Raw genomic sequence first — 17,156 nt, forward strand, 5'->3', positions numbered from 1 at the left:
ACCCCTTTTTGCTTGGTAACACAAGGAATTGTCATGGTCGAAGAAGAGCAGCAGCGCCCCGATCCCGATAGCCTGCTGGCGATGGCCAATGAAAAACCGCGCGGCCGATTGAAGGTATTCTTCGGCGCCTGCGCCGGCGTGGGCAAAACCTACGCCATGCTGCAGGAAGCCCAGCGTTTGCGCGCTCAGGGGCTGGACGTGCTGGTCGGCGTGGTGGAAACCCACGGCCGCAGCGAGACCGCCGCCCTGCTCGACGGCCTGACGCTGCTGCCGCAAAAACGCATCCAGCATCGCGGCCGGCTGGTGCATGAATTCGATCTCGACGCCGCGCTGGCGCGCCACCCGGCGCTGGTGCTGATGGACGAACTGGCGCACAGCAACGCCCAGGGTTCGCGCCACCCCAAACGCTGGCAGGATGTGGAAGAGCTGCTGGACGCCGGCATCGACGTGCTGACAACCGTCAACGTACAGCATCTGGAAAGCCTGAACGACGTAGTGGGCGGCGTGACCGGCGTGCGGGTGCGCGAAACGGTGCCCGACCACGTGTTTGACGAGGCCAGCGAAGTGGTGCTGGTCGATCTGCCGCCGGACGATCTGCGCCGGCGGCTGCACGAAGGCAAAGTGTATATTCCCGGCCAGGCCGAGCGCGCCATCGAGCACTTCTTCCGCAAAGGCAACCTGATCGCCCTGCGCGAGCTGGCGCTGCGCCGCACCGCCGATCGGGTCGATGACCAGATGCGCGAGTTTCGCGACACCCAGGGGCGCGAGAAAGTGTGGCACACCCGCGACAGCATTCTGCTGTGCGTCGGCCACAACAGCGGCAACGAAAAGCTGGTGCGCATCGCCGCCCGGCTGGCAGCGCGGCTTGGCTGCCACTGGCATGCGGTCTACGTGGAAACCCCCAAGCTGCACCGGCTGCCGGAAAACCAGCGCCGCGCCATTCTGCGCGCGCTGCGGCTGGCGCAGGAACTGGGCGCCGAAACCGCCACCCTGGCCGATCCGTCCGAAGAGCGCGCGGTGCTGCGCTATGCCCGCGAGCATAACCTCGGCAAAATCATCATCGGCCGCCGCAGCGAGCAGCGCTGGAAGCTGCGCGGCAGCTTCGCCGATCGCCTCGGCCGACTGGGCCCGGATCTCGATCTGGTGATCGTGGCGCTGGAGAGCGACGCCGCACAGACCTCGCCGGGCAAGGAGCACGACGGCCGCAGCTTCAATGAGAAATGGCGCATGCAGCTGCGCGGTTGCGCGGTCGCGGTGGCGCTGTGCGCGCTGATTACCCTGCTCTCGCAGTGGCTGCTGCCGGGCTTCGATCAGGCCAACCTGGTGATGGTCTATCTGCTCGGCGTGGCGATCGTCGCGCTCTTCTTCGGCCGCTGGCCGTCGGTGCTGGCGGCGGTGATCAACGTCGCCAGTTTCGATCTGTTCTTCGTTCAGCCCGAATGGTCGTTCGCCGTCAGCGACATGCAGTACCTGTTGACCTTCGGCGTGATGCTCGCCGTCGGCATCATCATCGGCAACCTGACCGCCGGGGTGCGTTATCAGGCCCGGGTGGCGCGCTACCGCGAGCAGCGGGCACGCCACCTGTACGAAATGTCGCGCGGGCTGAGCCGCGCGCTGACCGTGGCCGACATCGCCAACACCAGCCGCCACTTCCTCTCCAGCAGTTTCCAGGCGAAAACCGTGCTGCTGCTGCCGCAGGAAGACGGCCGCCTGCAACAGATGGTCGGCGAGGACGGTGGGCTGCTGTCGGTAGACGAGGCCATCGCACGCTGGAGCTTCGATAAAGGCCTGCCGGCCGGCGCCGGCACCGACACCCTGCCCGGCGTGCCTTACCAGCTGCTGCCGCTCAATACCCCCAAGCAGACCTTCGGCCTGCTGGCGATCGAACCCAACAACCTGCGCCAGCTGATGGTGCCGGAACAGCAGCGGCTGCTGCAGACCTTCGCGGTGCTGATCGCCAGCGCGCTGGAGCGGCTGCACCTGGCGCGCAGCGCCGAAGAAGCCAAGCTGGACGCCGAGCGCGAACAGCTGCGCAACTCGCTACTGGCGGCGCTGTCGCACGATCTGCGCACGCCGCTGACCGTGCTGTTCGGCCAGGCGGAAATTCTCACGCTGGATCTGGCGGCCGAAGGCTCCAATCACGCCACTCAGGCCAGCCAGATCCGCCAGCAGGTGCTGAGCACCACCCGGCTGGTGAACAACCTGCTGGATATGGCGCGCATCCAGTCCGGCGGTTTCAGCCTGCGCAAAGAGTGGCAGTCGCTGGAAGAGATCGTCGGCGCCTCGCTGCACATGCTGGAGCCGCTGCTCAGCCAGCATCCTATCGTGGTCGAACTGCCGCCGGAACAGATCCTGGTCAACTGCGACGGCAGCCTGCTGGAGCGGGTGTTCACCAACCTGTTGGAAAACGCCAATAAATACGCCGGCGCCGAGGCCACCATCGGCATTCGCGCCCGCACGCTGCCCGAGTGGCTGGAAGTCGAGGTCTGGGATAACGGCCCCGGCATCCCCGCCGATCAGCTGCAGCTGATTTTCGACAAGTTTTCACGCGGCAATAAAGAGTCGGCGATCCCCGGCGTCGGCTTGGGGTTAGCGATTTGCCGTGCCATTATTGAAGTGCATGATGGCCGCATCTGGGCGGAAAACGGCGCCAACGGCGGCGCCAGCTTCCGCTTCGTGCTGCCGCTGGAAAAACCGCCCGAGATCGACGGCGACGCCTTCGATCTGTAATCAACGCAGGGGAAACGTGAGCATAACGCCAACCAACATTCTGATTGTTGAAGATGAAAAAGAGATCCGCCGCTTCGTGCGCACCGCGCTGGAGAGCGAAGGTCTGCGGGTATTTGAAAGTGAAACGCTGCAGCGTGGGTTGATTGAAGCCGGCACGCGCAAACCGGATCTGATCATTCTTGATTTGGGCTTGCCGGACGGCGACGGGCTGAGCTACATCCGCGATCTGCGGCAGTGGAGCGCCATTCCGGTGATCGTGCTGTCGGCGCGCAACGCCGAAGAGGACAAAATCGCCGCGCTGGACGCCGGCGCCGACGACTACCTCAGCAAACCGTTCGGCATCGGCGAGCTGCTGGCGCGGGTACGGGTCGCGCTGCGTCGCCACTCCGCCAGCCAACAGGAAAGCCCGCTGGTGAGCTTTTCGGAAATCACCGTCGATCTGGTGAATCGCCGGGTACTGCGCAACGACGAAGATCTGCATCTGACGCCGATCGAGTTTCGCCTGTTGGCGGAGCTGCTGGCCAACGCCGGCAAAGTGATCACCCAACGCCAGCTGTTGAGCCACGTCTGGGGGCCGAACTACGTGGAGCACAGCCACTATCTGCGCATCTACATGGGCCACCTGCGGCAGAAGCTCGAAGCCGATCCGGCCCGGCCCAAACACCTGCTGACCGAAACCGGCGTCGGCTATCGCTTCATGCCTTAACCCCGGCGGGCGCGGTTTGCCGCGCCTTTACGCCGCCGGGCCCTTCTTCAATCCGACCATAAATTCTTTAAACGCATCGCGCAGCGGAGCGAACACCGGGTGTTTGCGGTTTTCGATCATCACTTCGGAGAACAGCTTCAAGCCTACGGCGAAGGCCGCGCTCTGCTCGGGGCCGAAGTTCAGATCGTCACGCGCTCGGATGCGCTCGACGATATCGAGAATATCGTCGTGGTTGGTCACTTCAAAACTCAGCGGCGCTTTCTCAACGGGATTGCCGTGACGATCGCTCAGGGCTTCAACGGTAATAGTAAAACGGTGGCCGGGCATCAGTTCTTCTCCTGCTGCGTGGGTTGAATATGCATTTCGCTTTCGATCGCCGCCACGGCGGTCAGCAACGCGGCGTTAATGCGCTCCACCTGCTGCGGCGTGAGATCGGCGCGCATCACGTTGCCGCGCAGCAGGCTGCGCAAGCGGTTCATGGCGTCGTAAATGCCTTCCGCCAGATTGCCGTGCCGATGATGCTCGCGGCCGGCGCCCGCCAGGCGCGCCAGAATGACGTCAACCACCTGTTGATGCTTTTGCAGCTCGCCCTCGCCCGCGGCGGTGATGCGGTAGCTTTTGCGGCCGTTGCCGGTGGTGAGCGGCTCAAGGAAATCCTGCTCTTCCAGCAGCGTCAGCGTGGGGTAAATCACCCCCGGGCTAGGCACGTACAGACCGGATGAAGCTTCCTCAATCGCCTTGATCAGCTCATAGCCGTGGCTGGGCTTGCGCGCCACCAGCGCCAGCAGCACCAGACGCAGATCGCCGTGCTCGAACAGACGGTGACGCCCGCCCCGGCCGCCGCGCCCACCTCGACCGTGCTCTTCGCCTTCGCCGCCGAAGTGATGGCGCCCACCGCGATGACGGCGACCCTCTTCGCATTCATGATGGTGGTGGTGATGCCGGTGTAAACCTAATCGATGAAACATAGGGTGATACCTCGCTTTAACGGTGAACATCAATACGAGGTTGTTTAGATATATCCAAACAGCGTCGATGACGCTAATCTAGATCGATATATCTAAATGCGCAAGCGTGCGCCGATAAAAAGATATATCTAAATTGCAGGCATAAAAAAAGCGCTGTAAAAACAGCGCTTTTTATCAATCAAGAAAAGCGATTACTTGGCGGAGGCCAGCACTTCGCTGACGATCTCGACCGCTTCGTGCTCGATCTTCTCGCGGTGTTCCGCCCCGAGGAAGCTCTCGCAGTAGATCTTGTAAGCCTCTTCGGTACCGGAAGGACGGGCCGCGAACCAGCCGTTGTCGGTCATGACTTTCAGGCCGCCAATCGACGCGCCGTTGCCCGGTGCCGCGGTCAGACGCGCGGTGATCGGATCCCCGCCCAGCGTACTGGCCTTGACCATCTCCGGCGACAGCTTGGACAGCGCCGCTTTCTGCGCATGGGTTGCCGGCGCCTGGATGCGGTTATAGCTTGGCGCACCGAAGCGCTTGGCCAGATCGTCATAGTGATGCTGCGGGTTTTCACCGGTTACCGCGGTGATTTCAGCCGCCAGCAGGCACATGATGATGCCGTCTTTGTCCGTCGACCACGGCTGGCCGTTGAAGCGCAGGAACGAGGCCCCGGCGCTTTCTTCGCCGCCGAAGCCCAGGCTGCCGTCGAACAGGCCGTCCACGAACCACTTGAAGCCGACCGGCACTTCCACCAGCTTGCGGCCCAAATCGGCCACCACGCGGTCGATCATCGCGCTGGACACCAGCGTTTTACCTACCGCCACATCGGCGCCCCACTGTGGGCGATGCTGGAACAGGTAGTTGATGGCTACCGCCAGGTAATGGTTCGGGTTCATCAGGCCTTTCGGCGTGACAATGCCGTGACGGTCGTAATCCGGATCGTTGGCGAACGCCAGATCGAATTTGTCGCGCAGCGCCAGCAGGCCGGCCATCGCCGACTCGGACGAGCAGTCCATGCGGATGATGCCGTCGTGGTCCAGGTGCATAAAGCGGAAGGTCTGATCGATGGAATCGTTCACCAGCGTCAGATCCAGCTTGTAGTGCTCCGCCACGCGCTGCCAATAGGCAATGCCGGAACCGCCGAGCGGATCCACGCCCAGCTTCAGGCCGGCGCGTTGGATGGCCGGCATGTCGACCACCTCAACCAGGCCTTCGACATAAGGCTGCACGAGGTCTTTGGCGTGCAGGTGGCCGCTGTTCCAGGCCTTGTCCAGCGACTGGCGCTGAACGCCTTTCAGCTGCTGCGCCAGCAGTTCGTTGGCGCGCTTTTCGATCACCGACGTCAGGTTGGTGTCGGCCGGGCCGCCGTTCGGCGGGTTGTACTTGATGCCACCGTCTTCCGGCGGGTTATGGGACGGCGTAATGACGATGCCGTCGGCCTGCGCGCCGCCGCGGCGGTTGTGGCACAGAATGGCGTGCGATACCGCCGGCGTTGGCGTGAAGCCGTTGTTTTCCTGCACGATCACGTCGACGCCGTTGGCGGTCAGCACTTCCAGCACGGAAATGAAGGCCGGCTCGGACAGCGCATGGGTATCTTTGCCCACGTAGCACGGGCCGGTGGTGCCCTGCTGATGACGAACTTCGGCGATCGCCTGAGCGATGGCGAGGATGTGCGCTTCGTTGAAGCTGTGGCGCTGCGCGCTGCCGCGGTGGCCGGAGGTGCCAAACTTCACCGCGTGTGCGGCATTGCCGGCTTCCGGTTGCAGCACATAGTACTGCGACGTCAGCTGGGCTACGTTGATCAGATCGCTTTGGCGGGCGGGCTGCCCGGCACGTGGATTATTCGCCATCGACATATCTCCCTCATCCCTGTCGGTGACCGGGCAGATACGTCGCGCACGGCCAGCATGACGGGCTGTTCGCTAAATTAGACGGTACCGCAAACTTTCTCGATCAGTTCCGCCGGGAACTGCATCGCCTGCATGATGTGTTCGATCATGCTGCGTTTGCGGCCGGTATTGGTATTGGTGATCACCCAGTAAGGGGTGCCCGGTACATGCTTCGGCTTGGTGTGCGTGCCGTTGGCCAGCAGGGTCTGCTGATCGCCGGCGAAATAGGTGCGGGTACGGCCGGTCAACGCCTCGGTAGCGGCGGCGAAACCGGCGGCATCGAGGGTATACAGCGTGGACAGCACCAGCATGAAACGGTTGACCGCTTTGTTCTGCTCGGCATATTCATCCGACAGCAGCAGCTCACGCACGGCGCGTACGCGATCGCGTGGGCGCTGCGCCGGCGCCGCTTTTTCCAGCTCGACGGACTGCGGTGCACTGGCAGCAGGCAACGCGCGCACCGGCTGCCCGGCGGTGAATTTCAACATGCGGCGTAAAATATCGGACGCGCTTTCACCGATGTGTTGCGTGTGGCTGGCAATATAACGGTAAAGCTCTTCGTCGACTTCAATAGTTTTCATCTTTATCCAATACTGTTTTTTCTACTTAGAACCTGAAGCCAGATCCTGCATTCAAGCCATGGGATTATAAGGTTAAAAGCGCTGGGGCGAACACAACAATGTGCCTCCGGACGGCAAATGCAGACTAATACCTATAGCCGGCACTGCCAAGCCCGCGCCGCGAAAATTCCGCATGATTCATCGTGCGATTCAATCATGATACCCTAATCTGAATCTCTCTCAGTATGAACTTCGCCATGAAATTACATTATCAACTGCTGGCCGCCGAGTCAGACGCGCTGCCGGTGCTGCTGATCCACGGGCTGTTCGGCAATCTGGACAACCTGGGCGTGCTGGCGCGCGATCTGCATAAACAGCACACGGTGATCAAGGTCGATCTGCGCAACCACGGCCTCTCCCCGCGCGCCGACGACATGAACTACCCCGCCATGGCGCAGGATCTGCTGGCGCTGCTCGACGAACTGCAGCTGGAGAAAGCGATCGTCATCGGTCATTCGATGGGCGGCAAAGCGGCGATGGCGCTGACCGCCATCGCGCCCGAGCGCATAGCCAGGCTGATCGTCATCGACGTCGCGCCGGTGGATTACCAGACCCGCCGTCACGACGAGATCTTCGCCGCGCTGAAGGCCGTCAGCGCCGCCGGCATCACCCAGCGCCAGGCGGCCGCCCAGCTGATGCGCGACTATCTGCAGGAAGAAGGCGTGATCCAGTTCCTGCTGAAGTCCTTCCACAACGGCGAATGGCGCTTCAACCTGCCGGTGCTGATCGAACGTTACGAAGACATCACCGGCTGGCAGGATGTGCCGGCCTGGCCGCACCCAATCCTGTTCATTCGCGGCGGCCTGTCGCCGTACGTGCAGGACAGTTACCGTGCAGACATCGCGCGCCAGTTCCCGCAGGCCCGCGCGCACGTCGTTGCCGGCACCGGCCATTGGGTGCACGCCGAAAAGCCGGAGGCGGTGCTGCGCGCCATCCACCGTTTTCTCGACGAAGCCTGAAAAGTGCGCTCACCTGGCGAAAAAACGCGCTAAAGATAACGGCTTAGCGCGTTTAGCCCGCAGTTAGGCATTGTCGCCGCTCCATCTGCTGGGGTAATATGGCGCGCTATAATTTTGCCGCCGCGCCAGCGCGTTCGCGAACGCCGGTTCGGGGGTGAATTTGGGTTAGGGTTTATTGGCCCGAAGTGTGTTAACCGATGCCTCCGGAAGCGTGCGAGCGCTTTTTGATGCAAACTCCCTTGCAGTACCGCTACCTATGGCAAAAGAACAAACGGATCGCACGACGCTGGATCTGTTCGCAGATGAACGCCGTCCGGGGCGCCCGAAAACCAACCCGCTTTCCCGCGATGAACAGCTTAGAATCAATAAGCGCAATCAGTTACGGCGCGATAAAGTGCGTGGATTGCGGCGCGTAGAGCTGAAAATCAACGCGGATGCGGTGGACGCCCTGAACAAACTGGCGGAACAGCGCAACATCAGCCGCAGCGAACTCATCGAGCAGATGCTGTTGGCACAACTGGCGGAAGAACAGCCGGAACATTGATCTCTTCGGCCGCACGCGCGGCGCGGCGTTAAGGACAACGCCGGATCGACCACGCTTTTCTTCATTCTCCGGCATCGCATAAATGCGATAAAACCCCGGCGCCACTTTCTGGCATGATACGCATTTACCGGTAAGAGACTGCGCCTGTCGGCGCCCGCCCCGGAGGCGAAAGGCTCTTGCCATGGCATCATTTTAATCGGCGTCAGCGGCGGCAGTGCCGGCGTCGAGTAATGCAATTACTTGAATTTAAAGGTTATACGCGATATGGCTACTGTAGGCATTTTCTTTGGCAGCGACACTGGCAATACCGAAAACATTGCCAAAATGATCCAGAAAATTCTCCAGAAACAGTTTGGCGACGACGTCTCTGAAGTGCATGACATCGCTAAAAGCAGCAAAGAAGACCTGGAAGGGTTCGATATCCTGCTGCTGGGTATCCCGACCTGGTATTACGGTGAAGCGCAGTGTGACTGGGATGATTTCTTCCCGACGCTGGAAGAAGTCGACTTCAACGGCAAACTGGTGGCGCTGTTCGGCTGCGGCGACCAGGAAGACTACGCGGAATACTTCTGTGACGCGATGGGCACCATTCGCGACATCATCGAACCGCGCGGCGCGGCCATCGTGGGCCACTGGCCGACCAAAGGCTACCACTTCGAGGCCTCCAAAGGCCTGGCGGACGACGACCACTTCATCGGTTTGGCGATCGACGAAGACCGTCAGCCGGAGCTGACCAACGAGCGCGTGGACGCTTGGGTCAAACAGATCGTCGAAGAGCTGAGCCTGGCCGATATCGTCGGCTAAGCCCCGGCACTGGCGAAAGGTTGAACAAAGGCCCTGTAAAGTGCATAGTGTGCCCACAGGGCCGTCATCGGCAGCAGGGATTGCTGCGATAGAAGCTACAGATTTGTAACTTCCCACCCCGTCACGGTAGACTGAGATATCGGTTTATCCCATCCATCAAGGCGTTGCATGCAAAACATGCAATAGTGCAATTATATCTTTGTTAACAACCGGCGGTTTCCATTTAGTACAACCGGTTCTATAATGAGACGCATTAACTCTTTGTGCCGACCGATGCCACAGGCGAGTACGCCTCAACTTGATTAGCATAGTAACAGGACTGAATTCGCATGACCGACAACAACATCGCATTGAAGAAGGCCGGCTTAAAAGTCACGCTTCCGCGACTCAAAATCCTGGAAGTACTGCAAAATCCGGAATGCCATCACGTCAGTGCGGAAGATTTGTACAAAAAACTGATTGATATGGGCGAAGAGATCGGGCTGGCAACGGTTTATCGCGTACTGAACCAGTTTGACGATGCGGGCATTGTGACACGTCACAATTTCGAAGGCGGCAAGTCCGTGTTCGAGCTGACCCAACAGCATCACCACGATCATCTTATTTGCCTGGACTGCGGCAAAGTGATCGAATTCAGCGACGAATCCATCGAAGTGCGCCAGCGTGATATCGCCAAGCAACACGGCATCAAGCTCACCAACCACAGCCTGTATCTGTACGGCCACTGCGAAACCGGTGACTGCCGCGAAGACGAAACGCTGCACGACAAGAAATAAGCCTGACCGGCTATGAAAAACCGCCTCACACCGAGGCGGTTTTTTTATGCCCGCTGTGCAGCAGACAAAAAAATCCCCGGACAGGCCGGGGAAAATCATGTCATGAAATATCACAATTGCAGCGGCACAGCGACTCCACGTACTACTCTCACTACAACGTCCGCCCTACGCCGACACGCGCGGGCGAACGCATTCCCCCTTCGTTATACGGCCGCCGCCAGGGCAGCAGGCCATTGCACCGGGCCTAGACCTTCTCGGCGCGGCTGTAGCGTTTGCCGTCCGGGCTGACCGAACGCACCTGCACTTCACCGGAGATCGCCGGCTTGGCCTTGGCGTCATAGCGCTGCCACTGCTTGCCGCCGTCGGTGGAGTACTCGATGCCCAACCCCGGCAGCGCGATATTCGCCTCCAGCTTGCCGCCCGCTACGCGTGCGCCCGGCACCGGCAGACGATAAGCGACGCCGCCCTTGTCCAGCTTGGCCAGTTCACGCTGCCCCAGGATATTGGCGAAGCGCAGCCAGTCTTTCTCCAGCGTCTTGGTATCGACAAAGTGGGTTTCCCCGCCTTTGTATTCGCGGCCGGCGCGATAGTCCTGCTCCCAACCGGCGCGGTGCCAGGCGCGTTCAGCCACTGACAGCGCGCGTGGGAAGATCATGTATTCCATCTGCGGATCGGTGCGCTGGGTTTCGCTCCACAGCTGAGCGGACAGCCCGTAGGCACCCGGCCACGGCTTGTCGCTCTTGGCGTTGAAGTGGTTGCCGTCGCGGTCGACCGAGGTTTCCGCGTTCTGTGGCATGTTGTCCGGCGCGAAGCTGAACACCTTGCGCTCGTCGCTGAAGCGGGTGCCCCAGTAGTAACCGCGCTCGTCCGGGTTCACCTCGTAAGGGAAGTCCATATAGACGTAGTCCGGGTTGGAAACCACCACTTCATACCCTTTGTTGGCCCAGTCGTTGACGCTATCGAAACCGCCCCAGTACAGGGTATCCCAGAAGTTGACGCCCACGCGCGAGGTGGCGAACGCCTTCGCGTTCTCGGCGTCTTTCAGGCCATCCTGCCAGGCCTGCATTCTGTCGATGCCATGCGCCTTCACCAGCTTGCTGACCTCTTGGCCAAAGTAGCTCGGCAGATGCTCCATGTCGGCCACCTTGCCTTCTTTGATCATCGTCTGGCACACCTGCGACTTGGCCCACGGCTTGTCTTCGTTGCTCTGATCGATGATGCCTTTGCCCGGCTCCGGTTTCGCCTTGTCGGTGTAGCCGGCACCCAGGCGAATGTTTTTCGCTTCGTCGCCGCCGAAGTGCCAGGTCTTGATCGGCTGGCCGGCCTCTTTATGCATCTGGGCGATCTCGCCGATCACCTTGTCGACAAAGCGCTGGGAAGAATCCAGGCACGGGTTCAGGTAGCTCTGGCGGTTAAAGAACTGTACGGAGGTGGTGTTGGAGGTATCGGTCGGATCCACCAGGCGGAATTCGTTGGCCTCCTGCTCTTTGCCGGCGGCATGCAGCTTTTTATAGCGCGCTTCCATCGAGACCACCGCGGCGCGGGCGTGTGCCGGCATGTCGATCTCCGGGATCACTTCAATCTGGCGCGCCTGGGCGTATTTGATGATGTCAATATAGTCCTGACGGCTGAAGAAGCCACCGTAGACGTCCGGCCCCTGGCCGTACTGCGGCAGCAGGCAGGTGGTTTCGCTCAGATCGTGGCAGCGCTGGCCACCGACCTCCGTCAGCTCAGGCAAACCGGGGATCTCGATGCGCCAGCCTTCGTCATCGCTCAGGTGGAAGTGGAATTTGTTGAGCTTGTAGGCCGCCATCTGATCCAGCAGGCGCAGCACCGCGTCCTTCTTATGGAAGTTGCGCGCTACGTCGAGGAAAATGCCGCGATACTGGAAGCGCGGCGCATCGCTGGCGTCCAGCGTGGCGATCTTGCCGCTGCCGTCGCTCGGCACTAACGACAGGATCGACTGCAGCCCGTAGAACACCCCAGCCTGATCGAAGCCGATCACCCGCGCTTCTTTCTTGCCGATTTTCAGCTCATAGGCGCCCGGCACCGCCATCGCGCCTTTAAACTTGCCCGGCTGGATGTCGGTCTTGATCGGATAGCCGTTGGCCTGAACCGGCACGCCCAGCAGCGCGAAGCGTTGGTTGACGACGTCCGCCGCCGGCTTGACCAGCGTGCTCAGATCCGGCGATACCCCTTTGCGCAGATCGACGTCCTGCGCGTGCACTTTCACCTGCATCGGCGTCGGCACGATCTGGCCGCGCAGCGCGCCGGCAGACAGCGTCTGCAAGTCGGCATTGCTGACAAAGCGCGAAGCCGGCGTCATCAGAATGTTTTTGTCGTCCTTGGTGCGCTTCCACTGGTCGCCGGTGAACGGCGCCACGAACTGGTCCAGGTTTTCGGTGTCGGTATTCGCCAGCATTTTCGGCTTGGCGTCGCCGGACGTGGCATACCAGCGCGGCAGGAAGTCGTTTCTGAACAGCTGCCAGTATTCGGCGACCACCGGGATTTCCACCGCCTTACCGGCCGGGAAACCGCTGAATTTAGAGGTCGGCTCCAGCTTGTACAGATCGCCGGTGAGGTGAGCAATCTTGAACTGGTCGTTGTCTACCCGCAGGGTCTGGCGCGGGCTGTGGAAATAGATGACCCAGTCTTTACCGTCGATCGCCTGGCCGTCGTTGCTGAGGGTGAACAACACCCGGTTGCATGAGGCCCAGTCGGCGCCCAGCGCCGCGCAATCCACGCCGTTTTCGCCGGCGCGGTTATCCAGCATTTTCACGTTCAGCTTCAGCTGGCTCAGCTGATCCACCAGCTGTTGATCGGCCATGGCGTTTCCCATGCCGCCCAGGAATCCCATCGTTGCCGTCAACGCGGCCAGTGCGCTCAGTTTGAATGCGTTCATGTTCTTGTCCTTCTTAATTATTGTTATCGCGAATTTCTTGCCACAGCTTGCCGCACTTGGCGTCGTAAGCCTGACCGTTACCGCTGTGCACCGCCATAATGCAGTTCTGATAATCCATCACCCGCACCGTTTCCTGCGCGGCGAACTGCTGGTGCTGCTTCTCTTGTTTCAGCACGTTCAGCACCGCCTTGCAGGGTTGCAGACGCTCCGGCGAACCTTCGGCGGTGTTGATGCAGGCGCTGTAAGCCTGCTTCAATTTGGCGTCTTCCGGCGGCGCGGCGGGTTGCGCGCAGGCGCTCAAGGCCGCGGCGGCCGCCAACATCAGCATGATTTTTTTCATCGTTGAATTCCCTTAACTGCCCCCGGCGGCGAGGCCGGGGAACGCATCAGAAGATGGTGAATGGCGCGATAACCATGAACTTGACGTCTTTCTCGTCCTGGAAGATGTTGCCGTAACCGCCGCCCCAGCTAGGGATGTTGGTGTGGTTGTCATACTGGGTGTAGTGCAGCTTGATCAGGGTGCCCTTGGCGCGACCTTCCTGGATGGTGTACATCGCGTCCAGGCTCCAGGCGCTCTCTTTCAGGCGCTGGCTCTGATCGTAGATCGGGTTGGTGCTCGGCTTGGCGTCCCAGGCGTAAACGTAGGAGCCGCCGACCGCCATGCCCGGCAGGTTCCAGTTGCTGAGGTCATACATCACGCCGGCGTACACCGCTTTCTCGCCGTTGGCGTTAAAGTCGGAGCGGTTATCCCACCACACGTCCAGACGGCCGTTGGATGAGGCGTAGGTCGGGGTCATGCGCTGCAGGAAGAAGCCCTGGTTGCCTTCCGCCTTGACCATGGTGCCTTCCAGACGCCAGTTGAACTGCCCGGTGGTGTAACCGAAGGTCAGCGCCTGCAGCCAGGCCAGGCCGTCGTAGATGCTGTTCGGATCGTTCTTGTCGCTGATGCGGTCTTCCGCACCGTAGAACTGGTAACTGGTGGTCAGCGGGTTGCCCAGCAGATCGAATTTGTAAGACGCTTTAGTGAAGTATTGATTTACATAACCCTGCGCCTGGCCGAAGGCGGCTTCCAGCACCAGATCGTTTTTGAAATCGTACTTGGCGCCGAGCGAATGCAGGTAGGAGACGCGGGTTTTCTTATCGTTCTGGCGGAAGTCGTCCACCTCGATATGCCACGGCGCCTTGTATTTGTCGGCCCACATGTAGGAGAAGCTCAACGCACCGGCATCGCCGTAGTCGAACTTGGCGCCGGCTTCGGCCCCCTGATAGGTGCCCGGCATAAAGCTCCAGTGCGGTGCCAGCAGGGTTTGGCCGCTCGGCTGAATATAGCCGGCGCGCGCCCAGACCGGGCCGTATTTGAATTTGGCGGCGGCTTTGTACAGGCTGACGCCGCCTTTGTCACCGGAATAGTCTTCGTCGTAGGTACGGTTTTTCGAGGAGAACGCGATCTCGTTCGGATGGCCGCTGGCGCTGGATTCCGCCAGCTCGATGGCGGTAAAGGCACCGACGTCCAGACCGAACATGTCCCAGGCATAGCCCGAAGCGAAATCCAGGCTCAGGTTGGCGGTGGAGTGCGACAGGTTGGTGGTGTATTGGTTGTAATCCTTGCTGTCCGGATTGAGATCTTTACGGTCGCGCTCACGTTGCCAGTAATAAATGCCGCCGGTCAGCGTGGAATCATCGATAAACCCTGCGGCTTTCGCCTCAGGCGCCATGGCAAACCCTGTTCCCAACAGCGCGCCCGCGACTGCGAGCGCCAGCGTTTTACGCTGAGCACCGTGCGTACCCATATTGAAATTCCTCTTTGACTTAACTTAAAAGTTGCAGCCGCCTGTGTTCACCACTGCCCTGCACGACTGCCAATAAAAAACCCGAACGGGTAAAAAATATTGCCGACGAGATGTTATTCCCACAGCACTAATTGCTACAGACAGACTATTTTTCGCGACGCGAATTATCAAATGAAAAATGCGGGAGATTTGTCAAAGTATGACAAGGAGCACATATCAGTGAGATTTTGTTACGCCGGTGATCATGGAAGGTATCGAATAAAAAATTCAATTAAATCAGAATAAATTGAGATACAGGGTCAACCAGAGACGATTAATGGTTTCAGCCTGACTAAATCCGTCAGTCAGACGATAAAAAATGAGAGCGCTCTCTAAATGAAATTAATTCGCATCACGAATATATAAGAAAAAATGAAGGCTAATAGGACCAATATAAGAGAACTAATGGGTTAATCCGTCGCTATTAATTAAACGCATCCCGGATAAAATGAGAGAGGAATAGATCGCGGGCTGAGCGCAGGCATAAAAAAGCGCGGCTTAAAGCCGCGCTGATTCATTAATTTTCGAGGTGAATAAGATTAGCCTTCGATTTTCGCCCAGGTGTCACGCAGGCCGACGGTGCGGTTAAACACCAGATGCTCGGCCGACGAGTGACGGCTGTCGGCGCAGAAGTAACCTTCACGCTCGAACTGATAGGCTTTCTCCGGCTGTGCAGCCGCCAGGCTCGGCTCGACGAAGCCGTGCTTGATGACCAGCGATTCCGGGTTGATGGTGGAGAGGAAATCCTCCGCCGCGCCCGGATTAGGCACGCTGAACAGGCGATCGTACAGGCGAATTTCCGCCGGCAGCGCGTGCGCCGCTGACACCCAGTGGATCACGCCCTTCACCTTGCGGCCGTCGGCAGGATCTTTGCTCAGCGTTTCCGCATCGTAGCTGCAGAAAATGGTGGTGATCTCGCCCGCTTCGTCCTTCTCGACGCGCTCGGCCTTGATCACGTACGCATTGCGCAGACGCACTTCCTTGCCCAGCACCAGACGCTTGTACTGCTTGTTGGCTTCTTCGCGGAAGTCGGCGCGATCGATATAGATCTCGCGGCTGAACGGCACTTCGCGGCTGCCCATTTCCGGCTTGTTCGGGTGGTTAGGCATGGTGACCATTTCCACCGCATCGCCCATGTTCTCGATGACGATTTTCACCGGATCCAGCACCGCCATGGCGCGCGGCGCGTTCTCGTTCAGATCGTCGCGGATGCAGGATTCCAGCGCCACCATCTCGACGTTGTTGTCTTGCTTGGTCACGCCGATGCGCAGGCAGAACTCACGAATCGAGGCGGCGGTATAACCGCGACGGCGCAGACCGGAGACGGTCGGCATACGCGGATCGTCCCAGCCTTCGACGATCTTCTCGGCCACCAGCTGGTGCAGCTTGCGCTTCGACATGATGGCGTATTCGAGGTTGAGACGCGAAAACTCGTACTGACGCGGGTGGCAAGGAATGGTGATGTTATCCAGCACCCAGTCATACAGACGGCGGTTATCCTGGAATTCCAGGGTGCACAGCGAATGGGTGATCCCTTCCAGCGCATCGGAAATGCAGTGGGTGAAATCGTACATCGGATAGATGCACCATTTATTGCCGGTCTGGTGGTGTTCGGCGAACTTGATGCGGTACAGCACCGGATCGCGCATCACGATAAACGGCGAAGCCATATCGATCTTGGCGCGCAGGCAGGCGGCGCCTTCGGCGAACTCGCCGTTGCGCATCTTCTCGAACAGCGCCAGGTTCTCTTCCACGCTGCGGCCGCGGTACGGGCTGTCTTTGCCCGGCGCGGTCAGGGTGCCGCGATATTCACGGATCTGCTCCGGCGACAGCTCATCGACGTAGGCCAGGCCCTTGGTGATCAGCTCAACCGCATACTGGTGCAGCTGATCGAAATAGTCTGAGGAGTAACGAACGTTGCCGCTCCACTCAAAGCCCAGCCACTCCACGTCGTGCTTGATTGACTCCACGAACTCGATGTCTTCTTTCACCGGGTTGGTGTCATCGAAACGCAGGTTGCACTGGCCCTGATAGTCCTTGGCGATGCCGAAGTTCAGGCAGATGGACTTGGCGTGGCCGATATGCAGATAGCCGTTAGGCTCCGGCGGGAAGCGGGTATGTACCGACGTGTGTTTCCCCGACGCCAGATCTTCATCGACGATCTGACGGATAAAATTGGTTGGGCGGGCTTCAGCCTCACTCATTTCACTGTTCCTCAATGCAAAGCGCTACACATAACCGCCTATGATCCAACAAGCCACGTCTGGAAACAACCGTTTGTTTCACGAAAAATGCGGCGCGTTGCACCCTCGGCGCGCAGCGCACCGCCGTGGGGCGAAACGGAATAAAAAAAGCGGGAAGAGATTGCTCTCTTCCCGCCAAGTCGGGGCAAACTCCGCCATGATGCGTGGCCGGCCCCCGGTACTACTCAGGTAAAAACGGCC

Annotated in this window: 14 protein-coding genes; 6 read left to right on the top strand and 8 right to left on the bottom strand. The window is 59.9% G+C overall.

Translation table 11 applies throughout. The annotated features are described in order from the left end of the window. Nucleotides 1–33 precede the first annotated feature (33 nt). Together kdpD and kdpE are read left to right on the top strand one after the other, a co-directional pair. Nucleotides 34–2,730 carry a two-component system sensor histidine kinase KdpD gene (kdpD, locus tag ACUTSC_RS09335; RefSeq protein ID WP_197766747.1) on the top strand — a complete coding sequence of 899 codons (2,697 nt, stop codon included), beginning with the start codon at nt 34–36 and terminating at the stop codon, nt 2,728–2,730. 16 nt (nt 2,731–2,746) lie between these two features. Beyond that, complete coding sequence (kdpE, locus tag ACUTSC_RS09340) at nt 2,747–3,436, top strand: two-component system response regulator KdpE (protein ID WP_019454051.1); 690 nt, start codon at nt 2,747–2,749, stop codon at nt 3,434–3,436. Nucleotides 3,437–3,463: 27 nt separating this feature from the next. Here the strand turns inward: kdpE and ACUTSC_RS09345 are convergent, their stop codons facing one another. The 4 genes from ACUTSC_RS09345 to seqA form a co-directional block, all read right to left on the bottom strand. Continuing rightward, nucleotides 3,464–3,763 (bottom strand): DUF3861 family protein, encoded by a 300-nt coding sequence (locus tag ACUTSC_RS09345; RefSeq protein ID WP_197766748.1) that lies wholly within the window; start codon nt 3,761–3,763, stop codon nt 3,464–3,466. Then, nucleotides 3,763–4,404, bottom strand: coding sequence for a PadR family transcriptional regulator (locus ACUTSC_RS09350; protein WP_049208644.1), 642 nt, complete (start codon nt 4,402–4,404; stop codon nt 3,763–3,765). Before ACUTSC_RS09350 ends, ACUTSC_RS09345 begins: the two co-directional genes overlap by 1 nt. A gap of 191 nt (nt 4,405–4,595) precedes the next feature. Then, on the bottom strand, nt 4,596–6,239 hold the full coding sequence (pgm, locus tag ACUTSC_RS09355) for a phosphoglucomutase (alpha-D-glucose-1,6-bisphosphate-dependent) (protein ID WP_033638690.1): 1,644 nt from the start codon (nt 6,237–6,239) through the stop codon (nt 4,596–4,598). Between the two features lie 77 nt (nt 6,240–6,316). Continuing rightward, nucleotides 6,317–6,859: a replication initiation negative regulator SeqA gene (gene seqA / locus ACUTSC_RS09360; protein ID WP_063991104.1), complete on the bottom strand. Its 543-nt coding sequence runs from the start codon at nt 6,857–6,859 to the stop codon at nt 6,317–6,319. A gap of 224 nt (nt 6,860–7,083) precedes the next feature. Between seqA and ybfF the strand changes: the two genes are divergently transcribed. The 4 genes from ybfF to fur all read left to right on the top strand — a co-directional run bounded on the left by ybfF (nt 7,084) and on the right by fur (nt 9,981). Beyond that, nucleotides 7,084–7,857 carry an esterase gene (gene ybfF / locus ACUTSC_RS09365; RefSeq protein WP_308316457.1) on the top strand — a complete coding sequence of 258 codons (774 nt, stop codon included), beginning with the start codon at nt 7,084–7,086 and terminating at the stop codon, nt 7,855–7,857. A gap of 256 nt (nt 7,858–8,113) precedes the next feature. Then, on the top strand, nt 8,114–8,401 hold the full coding sequence (gene ybfE, locus ACUTSC_RS09370; protein WP_004939936.1) for a LexA regulated protein: 288 nt from the start codon (nt 8,114–8,116) through the stop codon (nt 8,399–8,401). A 264-nt stretch (nt 8,402–8,665) separates the two neighbouring features. Beyond that, complete coding sequence (gene fldA / locus ACUTSC_RS09375) at nt 8,666–9,205, top strand: flavodoxin FldA (RefSeq protein ID WP_025301862.1); 540 nt, start codon at nt 8,666–8,668, stop codon at nt 9,203–9,205. A 329-nt stretch (nt 9,206–9,534) separates the two neighbouring features. After that, nucleotides 9,535–9,981: a ferric iron uptake transcriptional regulator gene (gene fur, locus ACUTSC_RS09380; RefSeq protein WP_019454058.1), complete on the top strand. Its 447-nt coding sequence runs from the start codon at nt 9,535–9,537 to the stop codon at nt 9,979–9,981. 244 nt (nt 9,982–10,225) lie between these two features. On the opposite strand, the gene ACUTSC_RS09385 is transcribed toward fur, so the two are convergent. The 4 genes from ACUTSC_RS09385 to glnS all read right to left on the bottom strand — a co-directional run bounded on the left by ACUTSC_RS09385 (nt 10,226) and on the right by glnS (nt 16,916). Next, nucleotides 10,226–12,883, bottom strand: coding sequence for a family 20 glycosylhydrolase (locus tag ACUTSC_RS09385; RefSeq protein ID WP_197766750.1), 2,658 nt, complete (start codon nt 12,881–12,883; stop codon nt 10,226–10,228). Between the two features lie 13 nt (nt 12,884–12,896). Beyond that, nucleotides 12,897–13,223, bottom strand: a complete 327-nt coding sequence (gene chiQ / locus ACUTSC_RS09390; protein WP_004939944.1) for a ChiQ/YbfN family lipoprotein — start codon at nt 13,221–13,223, stop codon at nt 12,897–12,899. Between the two features lie 46 nt (nt 13,224–13,269). Continuing rightward, complete coding sequence (gene chiP, locus ACUTSC_RS09395; RefSeq protein WP_025301859.1) at nt 13,270–14,673, bottom strand: chitoporin ChiP; 1,404 nt, start codon at nt 14,671–14,673, stop codon at nt 13,270–13,272. Nucleotides 14,674–15,251: 578 nt separating this feature from the next. Beyond that, on the bottom strand, nt 15,252–16,916 hold the full coding sequence (gene glnS, locus ACUTSC_RS09400) for a glutamine--tRNA ligase (protein ID WP_197766751.1): 1,665 nt from the start codon (nt 16,914–16,916) through the stop codon (nt 15,252–15,254). Between the last annotated feature and the right edge of the window lie 240 nt (nt 16,917–17,156).

The organism is Serratia sp. TSA_105.2 (assembly GCF_052692115.1).